Here is a 13,148-nt window from a genome sequence, read left to right as displayed (position 1 = left end):
CTCTTCGGGTTCGCCGATGTTGTCACCGCCCCGTGATATCCATGCATACCGTCAGGTAGCGAGTCGATCACGGAGGCGTCATGCCGTTCGTCAGTCCGCACAAGCGCGGCGGGAAGCCGGTACGCGGCTACTACCGCGTGAACTCGGTCTGGAACTTCTGGTTCGGACTGATCCTGATGTTGTTCTTCTTCGCCTACGTCAGCAAGCACCAGTAGCACTCGCCAGGGCGACCGGGACCCCTGCGACGGGCGCACCCAGCCGGCCCCGCTCGTAGGGGGTGTGAGGGTTCCATGGGCGAGCGTGAGGACCAACGCCCCGCCGAGCATGGCTGTTTCGCGCGCGTTCTGTGGTCCGAAGTGCGTGGCTACCGTCGCCGGTGCCGCCTAACCTACGCTTCGTGATCCGGACTCCCCCTTCCTCTGCGTGAGGGTGAGGGTCGTCCAGACCTGGCTAGCGCCGATCGGGTCGATCGCGCGCAGGGTCACCGGCACGTCGAGCACGACCAAGTGCGCGCGCTCGTTCTCTCCCCGTCCCGGCGAGATCAGGCCGCGTACCGCGTGGTCGACCACGTCGTCGTCGGCGCCGGCTTCCGGCACCCCGAGCAGCCTCGCGGCGACCTCGGCCGGGAAGGGGCCGCCCTGCCACTCGATCTCCCATGTCCGGCCGCCGTTGCCGGGCCACCAGTCGAGGTGGGTGGCGCCGTTGAGCGCGCAGGTCTCGCGCAGGGCGGACATGACCCGTCCCAGCACCTCGTAGTACCGCGCCGGATTGTCCCGCAGGTGGTGCACCTGATCCGTCATGGCCTACTCAACGATCCACCCTGGGGGTCAGGTCCGCCCTGACCCGGTTGATCCTGGACCGTCCGTAGCTGTGGCGGAAAACAACTCAGGCAGGGGCGAGATGCCGAGCAGTTTGGCGATGGAGGACATCGACCGTTCGGGCTCGGCGAGGAGTTGGAGCGCGTAGGCGACCTTCTCGGGGCATGGCGGGCGGACGACCGCCGAGGTTTCCGGACGGGTTTTCTGTACGGGACATACCGAGCCGACCGCCCGTTATCGATCTTGTTCGAGAAAGGATCGGTTCTCGGACAGCGCCACGCCGGGAAGGCACCTCATTCACATTCGCCGCCGCGAACCCGTCACCACCGGCGACGCCCGATCGATGCACCAGACAAGGGGGTTGCGCGTCGACGGCCATGTGCCAGCTCTGCCGCACCGCACCGTCGACGACGCGCAACACGGCCTGCACCCAGGGGGTGGGTGCCGGCCACACGCTGTCTCGGGACCGGCGCCCGCGCCGCCTCGCTCCCCACGCGGCCAGCAGCTCGCCCGCCGTCAGCCCTCCTGCGGCCCGAAGTTCTCGTCCAAGAACAGCTCCGACGGAAGATCGGACAGGGCGCGGACCCGCACCGTACGCCCGTCGAAGGCGCGGAGCCGCATCTTCAACTCGAACGCGTGCGTCATCTGCTGGAGGATCGCGAGCGGGTCAACATCGTGCACGAGGAACTCGGTCACTTCGATCTCGGCACGATCGTCGGCCTTGACCTTCTCCCACACATCACGGGGCGCGGCTACCAGCCGCAGGTCGTACCCGTGCTCACCGCCACCGATGCTGAACCCCACCACCTGCCACTGCTCACTGTCGAGGCCAACCGTCCGCGCCAGCCCTTCCCACGGAACCGTCAAGCGCTCGTCCAGCTGCGCGGTGCCCTTCCAGTCGGGGAAGGGCACCTCCGCCTCGCCCCAGACCTCTCCGTCCACGCCTTCTCCCCTTTTCGATGTGTCGTCTCACCCGATGCCAGCGTATGGGGCACCGCCGAGAACGACGTCGCCGGTTACATCGAGGGCTACCGAGGCTGCCCCGGGGAGAGGGCTACTCCGCTTCGCGGCGCCGCTTCGGCGGCTTCTTGGTCGCTTCCGCTGCGGCGCGGAGTTTCGTGTCACACCCACGCAGCCACGGCACCAGCGCATCGGTGTCGTAGGTGCTAACGGGTTGGGTTGCGCTGCACGGACTCGGCCAGGTTGCTCATGTACTGGGCCAGGAAGACCAGGGTGTCGTTCGTGAAGATGAGCGGCTCTTCGAGATTGTTGTGGTTGTCGACCAAGCTCTCGAACTCGCTGGCCCTCGCGATTGACGCCGCGATCGCTGCCATGTGGTAGCCGGCCCCGATGAGAGTCCCGCTCGTGATCGGCTCGGACACGGTGGTGGCGCGGCGCAAGTCGTCGGCGTCGGCGGCCATCGTGCGATCGAGGTCGTCGTAGGCCCCGTAGGTCTCTGACATGCCGGCACTGTCGCGGCCCCAGAAGAGGTGGGCCGCACGTGATTCCGCGCCGGTTCGGCGCGCATGCGGGCCATGCGGGCAGACTGTTCGGGGGATGGCCCCGAAGGGCACCCCCCGAACGCTTAGTACTGCAACGGCAGTTGGTCAGGGGTATCCGCGTCGTCGGTAGTGGCAGGTTCGGGCTTGGTGTTGGCGTCGTCGGCGCCAGCGCGACCAAGCCCAGACGCGCTCTGGCGGGTGAGTTGATCGCACTACGAGTGCGGTGAGCAGCCTTCGGATCTCCGGTACCGTGTAGCCGATCATCATGCCGTCGCCGGGACTGGATCCCCTTTTGTCGTAAGGGATCGGGCGACGGAGAGCCAGGCGTGGGCGGCCATGGACAGGGTGATGTGGGCGTACCAGGCTCGCCAGTCACGGACCTGGTACTCGTCGAGGCCGGCTTCGTTCTTGGCCTGCTGAAAGCACTCCTCGACCGCCCACCGGGCACCGGCGATGCGGGCGAGGTCGACCAGGCGAGTACGGCGAGGCCCGTAACAGACGTAGTAGGCGATCTCGCCGGTGGCGATGCTGCGCCGGGCCAGCAGCCAGTGCCCCCGGCCGGGCTGCCAACCGATGCGCACCGGCACCCGCGCCCACCAGTACTCGCGGGGGCCGTGTGCGCCCGCGCCAGCAGACAGCCGGCACCACGCCCGAGCCGGCAGAGCGGCAATCAGCTCGTCCGCGCGGACGATGCCCATCATGGTGGTGATCATGTCGTCATTGCGGCGGGTCGCGACCGACCACATAAGCCACATCCCGGTGTTCCAACCACACCCGCAGCGACTTCGACTGCCCGTAGGCCTCGTCCATCGTCACCCACCCCACCGGCACCCCGGTATCCAACGCTCGGGCCAGCATCTGACGGGCCATCTGCACCTTCGTGGCGAACTCGACCTCGTCGGGGATCCCGGCGGCCCGACAGCGGTCTCGGTCATCGGTCCACGACGTCGGGAGGTAGAGCTGCCGGTCGATCAACGCGTGGCCCTTGCTGGAGCGGTAGGCCAGGAACACCCCGACCTGGCAGTTCTCCGTCCGTCCCGCGGTGCCGGAGTACTGGCGTTGCACCCCGGCCGACCGCGTGCCCTTCTTCAGGAAGCCGGTGTCGTCGACGATCAGCACACCCGCCGGATCGCCGAGGTGCTCGACCACGTAGTCCCGCACATCGTCACGGACGGCATCAACGTCCCAGTCCGCCCACCGCAACAACCGCTGCATCCCGTCCGGCGACACGTCCCCGGCCTGCTCCGCCAGGGTCCAGCCATTCTTACGGCCCAGACCCGACACCAGCCCACACAGGTACTGACGCACCCGCCGCCGCGGCTCCGCCCGACGAAACCGGGCCCCGATCCGCGCGTGCAACCGGTCCAACTCTCCATGCCACCGGTCAACATCAACATCCGTCACAGGCAGACCAACGAACGCGAGCCGAACTCGATTCGCCTACTGCCGTTGCAGTACTAACGGCAGCGACGTCCGGCACCCCTGACGCATGGGTGCCGGACGTCGTGACTGAGGTGAGAACTATCCGTCGCACCGGACTGGCACTCGAACCCGACACAACCTGACCATTCAAGATCTGCAGCCGATCGGCTTCCTTCCCTGGTCAGATCGGTGCACCGAAGGGACTTGAACCTAGCCTCTCCGCATCACGGCATGCTGTCGGGTGACGGCCGACCGAGCACCCAATTGCAAACAGCGTCCAAAGCTAGCCGAATATCGCGTTGTCCTTTGATTTTCCGATGTTCGGCCCTAGCTTCAAGAGTCTCCATGTCAACAAGGTCGATCTCCGCATCACCGTCTTCCCATATGGTCAATTGAGCACCAAGATCTCCCGCCTCCAACGTCCACGAGACGGATCTTTTGATCCAGCTATCGGGCGACTGTTTGACGGTCGAAACAATGCTGGCTGGCAGGCCAGTGGCCGCAACTTGCGAAATCAGTCCAAGCACAGCGTCAAGCAAAGGTGCGCCCCTTAGCTGCATGGGCCAATATTCGTCGCATTAGGCATACCTGGCGTTCCACCCTTTTTGGCCAAGTAACGTCCCATTAGCGTGTCAGCCTCCGCCATCTTATAGTCACCAGGCCGACCACCCTGGATGAGCGATGATCGTGGCACATCAAACTCTGCATATACAGATCCGGGCCAAGTGGGTTTGAAGGCATCTCGGCTTGCCGGATAAACCACATAGGTCAGACCGCCAGCACCAGGTTGCACCCTTCCAGTCCTCACCATGACATCGTATTCACGTTGCGACATCCAGCGACCGACCCTGACTATATCGTCGCCGGTGTTGTGCACCAAGACGGAAGCTTCGCCGGCCATCACATAGTACGTGTGAATGCCGTCGACGGTCAGGTTGTAGGCGAGGTCGGTGCGGCCGGTGACAAGGCGGAGGCCGATGACAGACCTCGTCCCTCCGTCTGCGGTCTTGACAACGTCGCCTGCGTCGAGTTCGTCGGCCCGTTGCCACTCGCGGTCTGTATGATTCCAGAAGGGATGGTCCTCGGTTGTCATGACCGAGCCACCGGCGAGATCGAGCCTGATCAGATCATCGGAGTGGACCCAGACGTCCGTCACGACCCGGGGTCCCTGCTCACCGGTCTCCGGGTCCGAGGCCATGACCTCGTCGCCAGGCGAAATTTCGTCCAGGCGCTTCTTTGTCCCGTCGGCCATTAGGACCTCGGTATCGCCGCTGAAGCTCTTGCAGCCACAGCTGCAGCCACTTCCACCAGGGCGGCTGCCTCCAGCTGCACGGCCCGCGCCGGCGGCGGCGCCGAGTGCACCGGTCCCGCCGGGGATCAGGTCATCGGAGGGTAGGGTCGCCGCCTTGTGGTCGATGTAGGGGCTGTAAAGCTCCTCGATCCACTCTTGGCATCCGCCGGGTCGACCCATCTCGTGGCAAATGTTCATAGCGAGCGCACGCTCGTCCGACGCCACCAGCTCATCGTTTGCGAAATTTGAACTACCGAACCACTTGCCACGCTGCGCGTTCCAGCGGCGGGTGAACTCTTCTAGCGAAATTGTCTCTGGAACTCGGATGACGTTGCCGAGGATTCGTGGGTCGTTGCGTTTTTTGGGGGCGGTGCCGCTCAGTCCTTGGTCGATTCCCCATGCGACGTTGTCCGTGGAGCCGCAGCCATGCGGGCAGCCTTCGTTGGGGTCATATCCGTAGCAGTCGAAGATCGCGCAGTCATCGTTGATGAGGCCGCTGGGGTCGCTGAAGGTTACCGGTGAGTTGTTGGCGTAGGCATACCCGTTCCACTGTTGCGGGTCCGCGAGGTCCTGCAGCGGGTCAAGGGAGACGAAGCGGCCGATTGTGGGGTCGTAGTTGCGGGTACTCACCTGAGTGAGCCCAGTATTCGTGTTGAGCGGCTGGTTGAGGAATCCACGGTTGTCGGGGGAGGTGACGGTCGCCCCGCGCGGTTCGCCGTAAGGGGTGTACTGCCGCCAGGTGGGAATTTGTGCGGTGTTGTTGAGGTAGAGGCTTGGTGTGCCTTGGTGGTCGGGAATCACGTAGCTGTAGTTGGTGCCGGTGCCTGTCCGCACGGCAGTCGCGCCATTGGGCAGCGGGTAGTACCGCACCCCGCTCAGGTTTTGGGTGCTGGTGTTGAGGGTGATCTGCTGGGTTGGCAGGTACAGGGTTGCCTGGCCGGGGTCTTTCTGGATCAGAAGGTTGCCATCGGCGTCGTACAGGAAGCTGCTGTCGCCGCCCGTGCCGCCGGTCACCGCTGCGAGCTCGCCGGTGTCGTCCCAGCGGAGGGTCTGATTTCCCCGTCCTGCGGTGCGGGTGGTCATGTTGCCGGATTCGTCGTACGTGTACGCCGTGGAGCCAGTTAGCCCGCCCGTGGTGCTGGTGCTGGTCAGCGTGTTCGGCTGCCCCTCGCCATTGCCGTTGTAGATGTAGTTGGTGGTGGTGTCGGTGCCGCCGGTGAGCGAGTACTGCTTCTGGCTCTTGCGGTTGCCGAGGGCGTCTACGGTCCACTCGGTCCAGTAGGCGCTGGTCGAACCGATTCCGCTGCTGACCATCGACCGGTTGCTGCTGGTCGGCGTCACCGCGCAGTCGTCAGTGGCTGTCCATGCGGAGGTGACTTGACGCAGCGAGTTGTAGCGGTAGCACTGTGTCTCCGCAGCCACCGATGGTTGGTGGCGGGTTTCGACCTGCTTGATGGTGTTGCCGAACAGGTCGTACTTGTAGTCCCGTTGCCCGACGTTCGTGGTGCTAGTAGTGGTTTTCGTGATCTTGCGTTGCATCAGACGACCGGTGTGGTCGTCGTACGTGTTGACGAGAGAGGCCTGGCTGGTGCTCGCGTTGATCCCGCCGCCAGTCACCCTGCCCCATGCGTCGTAGTGGGTGACGTTGGCGTAGGTGGCGAGCAGGCTGCTGGCGGTGGTCGGTAGCTCCAACGCCCCGGTGTAGCCGTAGGTGACTGTTTCCGTCGGGAGACCGCCGTTGGCCTGGTACGTGTCGCTGTACGGCGCATTGGTGACGGCCAGGTATCTGTGGCCGACTGTGTAGGTGTTGCCGAGCAGGCCCTCGGTGGCTGGGATGGTGATCGTCTCGCCTGTGGAGCTGCCGAAGGTGTTGAAGCCGTTGTACTGGGTGATGTAGGCGGCGTTGTTGCGGTAGGCGGTGGTGGTAGTGAGCTTTCCGATCGGATTCGTCATTCCAGGCACTGCCGCGTTGTCGTTGTCGTAGACCCAGGAAGCGATCTGGTTGGTCGACGACTGCGCGGCCTGCTTGGCGGCGAAGCTTCCAATCTTGCGGTTGATCTTGTCGTAGCTGTAAGAGACGGTCTTGAGTCTGGCGTCGGTGGCCTCGGTGATATTGCCGATGCCGTCGTACTTGGTGGTGCTGATGCCGGCATCGGGGTCGCTCTTGCTGGTGACCCGGCCCAGTAGGTCGTATTCGCGGGTCCACGTGTTGCCAGCGGCGTCCGTGAGGGTCGACTGGTTGCCGTGGCCGTCGAAGCCGTAGCTGGTCGCCACCGTTGTCCCACCGGTCAGGTAGTACGCGCCGGTGAAGGAGTTCGACGGGCTGACGAGCGTCGGGGCGGCGGTGTACTGGAGCAGCTGCGTGGTGCGGCCCATCGGGTCGGTGACAGTGGTGGTGGTGGTGCCGCCCGTCGGCGGAAGCACCGTGGTCCGGTCGCCGTTGTAGACGGTGCGGGTGGATGAGACGACGAGGTTGTCCCGGGCGTTCTCAACGAGGATGGCCCTGCCGGCGCCGTCGTACGTGTTGAAGGTCTGATTGAGAACCTTCTTACCGAGGTCCGCAGCATAGACAGGGGTGTTACCGGGGCTGTTGGCGGCGTCCCACCAGCCGTTGTAGGTGGCCCGCACCCAGCCCCGGCTGTCGTAGAAGGTGTCGGTGATCAATCGGCCGCCCGCCGGGCTGACCACTTGGGTCTGGCGCGGTCGCAGCTGCGCGTCGTAGATCGATGTCGAGATGGCGTAGCTGCCGGAGTTGTTCAGCTTCTCAACGGTGGTGGCGGTCGGCCCAGTCTTCTCGACGGTGTACGTATAGCGGTAGTGAGGGGAGTTGCTGGGCGCCCGGGACGCTAACCAGATCGCCTTGACCCGGCCGAGAGCGTCGAACTGTCGGCTGGTCACGATGCTGTTGGCGTCGGTGGTGACCGTGGTCAGGTTGCGTTTCGGGGTGACCGTCGACGACGTCGAGTGGCCCTCGGCGTTCGTCGTCTTGGTGCCCGTGGTCAGGCCAACGGCGTTATCCGTGTAGCTGGTGGTGGTCTTGTTGCCGTTCGCGTCGTAGGCACCGACCGCGCGGCCGTAGGTGTCGAATTCGGCGCGGTCGGTGGTCTGGTAGACGTACGCGCCCGAGACATAGCCAGTTGCCTTGCGGACCATGGTCACGATGCCCTTGGTCGGGACGACGGGCTGGGGGAAGGTGGTGTCGAACGCTGGGTCGTCGTAGTAGGTCCGGATGTGTGAGACAACCTGCGTGGGCCTGTTGACGGTGGCCGGTGCGGTCAGTGTGTTCACGCTTCCGGGCACGGACGCCGGGGAACCCTGAGTGAACCCGCCGCAGGCCACCGAGACCGTTTCGATCTCGCTGATCAAACCGACGATGTTCTTGTCGTTGTTCTCGTCGATGTTCGTCGGCGCGTACGTCTTGCTGGTGCAGCGGTCATAGGCGGGGTTCACCGGCACGGAGTGTTCGTACGAGTGCTTGAGTAGACCGAAGGTCGGCGAGTTGACCGAGGTGTCGTACGTGTGGTCGGTTTGGCTGTAGCGCCATGTCGTGGTGCCGGTGGTGGTTACCGCTTGCCGGCTCCAGGTCTGGATCGGCGCTGTCCTTGTCGCCGTAAGCGCGGGCAGACCAGTCCTGTTTCGGGTTGCGCTCGCAGGCGAGACCCAGTATGAGGTTACGGTCGAGGTCTCGACCGGGCCGCCGTCGCCGCGGTATGTCGTGGTCTCCAGTGCCCGGCCGGCGAGCTGGTCGAGGTCCTCGTGGTCGCCGCCGGCGGAGTCCCTGACGTTGACCACGGTGGTGTTGTTGTTCTTGGACATGCCCCGGTAGTAGGCGGTGACCGTCAGCGTCTGCGGGTCGTTGTCGACATCGCCATTGCGGGTTTCGACCGTGCCGTAGCCGCGGAACTGACCGTAGGTACGGTACTTGGTCTTGACGACCTCGTTGTCGTCGTAGTGCCAGGCGGCGCCGCCAACGTATTTGTAACTGGTGGAGGTCTTAGGCGCGCCGCCGGTTGGGTCGGTGGCGGAGACTTTCGTCACCGCGTACTTGTGGAACCAGTCGCGGATCGGATTGGTGAGGCCATCCGGGGCCCAGTAGACCGGATAGCAGGACCTGGTGTTCGAGGCGGGGCTGGTCGTGACCGGGGCAGTGCAGAGCAGCGGTAGTTCGTAGCTTGCGGTTATGACCGAACCGGTCTCGGTGGTGATGGTTTCGATCCGCTGCCGGTAGAACGACGGAAAACCGCCGGTGACGTCGACACGGTTGGGCAGTTTAATACCGGTGAACGACACAGATGGCAGGCTGATCGGGGTGGTGGAGCCGCCGGAGGAGAGGTCGCGACCAGTGCGGGTGATCGACGTGAGCCACAAGGTCGGGGCGGTGCCGTCGCCGGTCGGCGGCATGGTGTGCGTCAGCGCGTATGAGTCGACCGGTTCGTATTTGGCGCTGGCCACGTTGTACTGCTGGGCCTCGATTGAGGTAAGCCGGACGGTCGAGAAGAAGGACGGGCTCCACGACCTGCAGTCGGTGCCTTGGTTGCAGATCAGGTCGAACGGGACGTCTGGCCAGCTGGCCTTGGTGGTGTCGTTTAGCGGTTTGCAGGTGCTGGAGAGGCAGCGGTCGTCGGTGTGGAAGATGACCCTGTTCGGCACGGTGCCGTAGGCGTTGCCGTCGGTGAAACCGTAGTCGATGCGCTCCAGCCAACTGTCCCGGATATAGGGAACGTCGCTGGTTCCCTCGTCGCGACCGTAATAGTTGGTGTCCTGCTTGTAGTAGTAGGACATGGCATTGCCGTGGACATCCTTGACGTAGTCGAGATTCCAGCGGTACGCCATCGTGCAGACTGACGCGGTGAAGCCGGCAGAGTCGTAGCAGGGGTCACCGTCATGCGGCGAGTAGACCGGCGAGTAGTCCACCGAGTTGGTCTCGGGTTTTTGCGCGGACCAGCCGGGGAGTCGGTTACGGCCGAACTCGTAGATAGTGCCGTCGGGCTCTGTCACCCGCCAGTAATCGGTGTTGTAAGTGTCGCTGCCGTTGTTGGAGCCGGTTACCTTCTTGATCAGCGAGCCGTTGTCGCTCTGGAGCTTCCAGGTTTTTTTGCCCGCGTCCCACACCATCGACGCCGACGATCCGTTGAGCGATAGCGTCAGGATAGGGCCGGCGTAGCAGCGGTCGTACGTTTTCTTCGGCGATGGGCTGCCGCGCGGATCGTCTTTACAGGACACAAAGGTTTGCTCTACATAGTTTCGTGGTGTCGACCAGCCATCCCCTACCCAGGACGCCTGCGCGTTAGTCGCGGCGGTCTGCCCGTCCACCGCGCTGGAGCTATAGGACAGGGCCAGTTGCGGAGCCAACTTTGAGCGGCTCGACGGCACCGTCAACGGATACGAGTAGCTGAAGGAGCCGGTGCTGCCGCCGGCGGTCCAGGATCCGGACGGATTCAGGTCAGTAGCGGCGTAGGTTCCACCGGCGCCGCCTTCGTCACCTGCGCCCGCGACTGCGGCCAGCACTGTGGTCGCGGTGGCGGCCGGCTCGGTCTGTCCCGCGATGGCGCTGGCCGGAATCTCCGCTGACACCGTCTTACCCGCGACGTCGTTGCTCGACGGCAAGGGCCGAAGGGTGCGGCACTCCGCCCGCTTCGGAGTAGTCAACGCACATGCGGGCAACTGGACGATCTTGAGCCGGTAGCCGTAGTTTCCGCCGTACGCTTCGGCGAAGCCGGCGTAGTCCAGCCCCACCCGGAGAGACGCGCCGCCGGGGGTTTTCGAGGCCGTTGTTGCCTGTGGAGCGACGGTGAGCAGGACCCCGTCGATACCGGCAGCCTCGGTCGCGGCGCGATCGAGCACTCGGACGTCGAGGCGCTGGGGACCGGCGTAAGGGACGCCGCGCTTTGCCGTGGGCTGCACCCAGACCGGGGTTCCTGCGGCCCGCACCTTGCCCTGCGCAGCGGCGGCTTGGGTGCCGACAGGAGTCAGATCGACCTGTGCGGCGGCGGGCTTCGGCCATTCGGTGCGCGTAGGTCGATGATTGTTCTTCGCTGCGTCACGGGAGGTCACGAACTTGGTAGGCAGCGGCTTCACGCCGGTGACCGACCGGCCAGGTGACGGCACCGGAGGTTGGACCCGACCGGCCTCCTGCGTCTTCGCGCTCGCGGGCGCCCCTGACAGCGTTCCCGCGGTGACCGACGCGATCGCAAGGAACGCGACTAGGGCCTGTTTCAGAAGTTGATCCACGGGCTCGTCTCCGTCGATGATCTTGTGGTGGGTCGTGGTGATCTGACCGACGAGCAGTGGACGATGTTGGAGCCGCTACTGCCCGCGTCGGTGGGGCGTGGGCGGCCAGCGGTGTGGTCGCGTCGACTATTGATCAACGGGATCAGGTGGCGGGTGCGGACGGGGTGTCCGTGGCGTGATCTGCCGCCGGAGTACGGACCGTGGCAGACGGTGTATGGGCTGTTCCGGCGGTGGCAGCGCTCGGGGGTGTGGGCGCGGATCCTCACCGCGTTGCAGGCCAGGGCGGACGCGGCCGGCTTGATCTGCTGGGAGGTCAACGTCGACTCGACGATCTGCCGGGCTCATCAGCACGCCGCCGGCGCCCGACGCGACGTTGACGCGCAGCGGGAGCCAGCCGGTGGGGTGGTGTCTGAGCCTGCCGATCACGGACTCGGCCGGTCCCGCGGTGGCCTGACCACGAAGATCCACCTGGTGTGTGAGCAGGGCCAGAAGCCACTGTCGATCCTGGTCACGGCCGGGCAGCGCGGGGACTCGCCGCAGTTCGTGCCGGTGCTGCGGGGTATCCGGGTGCCCCGGCTGGGACCAGGCCGACCACGGCAGCGGCCGGTTCGGGTGCGCGGCGACAAGGCGTACTCGTCGCGGGCCAACCGTGAATATCTGCGCCGCCACGGGATCAAGGCCACCATCGCCGAGCCCGCCGACCAGGCCCGCAACCGTAAGAAGCGCGGCGCAGCCGGTGGCAGGCCACCAGTGTTCGACGTCGAGGACTACAAGGCCCGTCACGCCGTGGAGTGCGGCATCAACCGGCTCAAACGACACCGTGCCGTGGCCACCCGCTACGACAAACTCGCCGTCCGCTTCGAAGCTGCCGTGCACGTCGCCGCGATCAACGAGTGGCTCTGACCACCGAGCATCACCTCATGCGAAGCTGAGCCCGCTGACCAGCAGAGCAGGGAGACACCGGATGGCCGCCGACTACTACTACGCCGACACCGAGAACGGCGACCACATCGACGACCCCTCCGAAGACGCCCTGTTCATGCTCATCGACGAGCTGAACCGCGCTGACAACACCTTCGTCACGATCAACCCTGCCGACGACGACCCAGCCTGGTACGCCTCGATCTCACTGCTCGACGACGACACCTACGAAGTCGAACGCCGTGACACCCACCAGCACATCCACGACCTCACCATCGAGACCGACCCTGGCCACATCGCCAGGGACCTCACCATCTGGCTAGCCGGCCGCCACTACCCCAACCGACCAGCCTGAACCTCAGTCCGTACTTCTGAAACAGGCCCTAGTGGCCTGGACCCGCTCTTGGAACTGCAGTTCCAGCAGGCGGTCGGGGTTGCCCGCGACAACGGGCAGACGGCGTTCCTCAGCTCTCACCAGCTCGCTGAGGGTGCGTCGTGGTGGCCTGGTCGTGACCGCTGTGTGCGCGGGTATGTCCGTCCTGGTGGTGGTCGGCTACCGCAGCGAGGCGCTGGATCCGGCGGCCTTGGCGGCGCTGGCCCGCAACCCGGCGATCCGCACCCTGTTCGGTGAGCCGGTCGCGCTCGACCAGGCGGGCGGGTTCACGGTGCGGCGCACGGGCACCGTCCTGGCGGTCCTGCTCGGTGTGTGGGCGATGCTCGCCGCCACCCGGTCACCCGTGGGGAAGAGGACGCTGGCCGGTGGAGTCTGTTGCTGTCCGGCCGCACCGCCCTTGCCGAGGCTGTCCGCCAGCACCTCGGTGTCCTGGCCGCCGTTTCGGTCCTCGTCGGAGCGGCGACCGCCGCAGCGATGATCGCTGCGGGAGTGGACGCCACCGGTTCGTTGTTGCACGGAGCCGGCCTCGCTGCACACTCCCCGGAGCCCTGGGCATGGTCCGACGAGGC

Annotated in this window: 8 protein-coding genes and 1 pseudogene; 4 read left to right on the top strand and 5 right to left on the bottom strand. The window is 65.3% G+C overall.

The window, feature by feature from the left end:
- Positions 1-80: 80 nt before the first annotated feature.
- Positions 81-215, top strand: coding sequence for a hypothetical protein (locus DER29_RS36025; RefSeq protein ID WP_255421091.1), 135 nt, complete (start codon positions 81-83; stop codon positions 213-215).
- Positions 216-383: 168 nt separating this feature from the next.
- Here DER29_RS36025 and DER29_RS30070 read toward each other — a convergent pair whose 3' ends face one another.
- The 5 genes and pseudogenes from DER29_RS30070 to DER29_RS30045 form a co-directional block, all read right to left on the bottom strand.
- Entirely contained in the window at positions 384-800 is a 417-nt protein-coding gene (locus DER29_RS30070) for a hypothetical protein (RefSeq protein WP_121401025.1), read from the bottom strand.
- Positions 801-1,334: 534 nt separating this feature from the next.
- Entirely contained in the window at positions 1,335-1,760 is a 426-nt protein-coding gene (locus DER29_RS30060) for a hypothetical protein (RefSeq protein WP_121401024.1), read from the bottom strand.
- A gap of 224 nt (positions 1,761-1,984) precedes the next feature.
- Entirely contained in the window at positions 1,985-2,281 is a 297-nt protein-coding gene (locus DER29_RS30055) for a hypothetical protein (RefSeq protein WP_121401023.1), read from the bottom strand.
- A 144-nt stretch (positions 2,282-2,425) separates the two neighbouring features.
- Positions 2,426-3,724 (bottom strand): annotated as a pseudogene (locus DER29_RS30050) (IS701 family transposase).
- Positions 3,725-4,292: 568 nt separating this feature from the next.
- A complete protein-coding gene (locus tag DER29_RS30045) occupies positions 4,293-11,264 on the bottom strand; it encodes an RHS repeat-associated core domain-containing protein (RefSeq protein ID WP_233600254.1) in 6,972 nt (2,323 codons plus the stop codon).
- Between the two features lie 27 nt (positions 11,265-11,291).
- Here DER29_RS30045 and DER29_RS30040 point away from each other — a divergent pair, with 27 nt between their 5' ends.
- The 3 genes from DER29_RS30040 to DER29_RS35760 all read left to right on the top strand — a co-directional run bounded on the left by DER29_RS30040 (position 11,292) and on the right by DER29_RS35760 (position 13,057).
- Positions 11,292-12,167 carry an IS5 family transposase gene (locus DER29_RS30040; RefSeq protein WP_121398173.1) on the top strand — a complete coding sequence of 292 codons (876 nt, stop codon included), beginning with the start codon at positions 11,292-11,294 and terminating at the stop codon, positions 12,165-12,167.
- A 61-nt stretch (positions 12,168-12,228) separates the two neighbouring features.
- On the top strand, positions 12,229-12,540 hold the full coding sequence (locus DER29_RS30035; protein WP_121398172.1) for a hypothetical protein: 312 nt from the start codon (positions 12,229-12,231) through the stop codon (positions 12,538-12,540).
- Between the two features lie 154 nt (positions 12,541-12,694).
- Positions 12,695-13,057, top strand: coding sequence for a hypothetical protein (locus DER29_RS35760; RefSeq protein ID WP_233600253.1), 363 nt, complete (start codon positions 12,695-12,697; stop codon positions 13,055-13,057).
- The last annotated feature ends 91 nt before the right edge of the window (positions 13,058-13,148 follow it).

Origin of the sequence: Micromonospora sp. M71_S20, from assembly GCF_003664255.1 — a bacterium.
Lineage (GTDB): Bacteria > Actinomycetota > Actinomycetes > Mycobacteriales > Micromonosporaceae > Micromonospora.
Note: the sequence above shows the minus strand (reverse complement) of the source record. Positions and strands in the feature narration are given on the sequence as shown.

Bases quoted from the DNA above. Each gene is read 5' to 3' on its own strand.
- DER29_RS36025 (WP_255421091.1), top strand. From the start codon at position 81: ATGCCGTTCGTCAGTCCGCACAAGCGCGGCGGGAAGCCGGTACGCGGC.
- DER29_RS30070 (WP_121401025.1), bottom strand. From the start codon at position 800: ATGACGGATCAGGTGCACCACCTGCGGGACAATCCGGCGCGGTACTAC.
- DER29_RS30055 (WP_121401023.1), bottom strand. From the start codon at position 2,281: ATGTCAGAGACCTACGGGGCCTACGACGACCTCGATCGCACGATGGCC.
- DER29_RS30035 (WP_121398172.1), top strand. From the start codon at position 12,229: ATGGCCGCCGACTACTACTACGCCGACACCGAGAACGGCGACCACATC.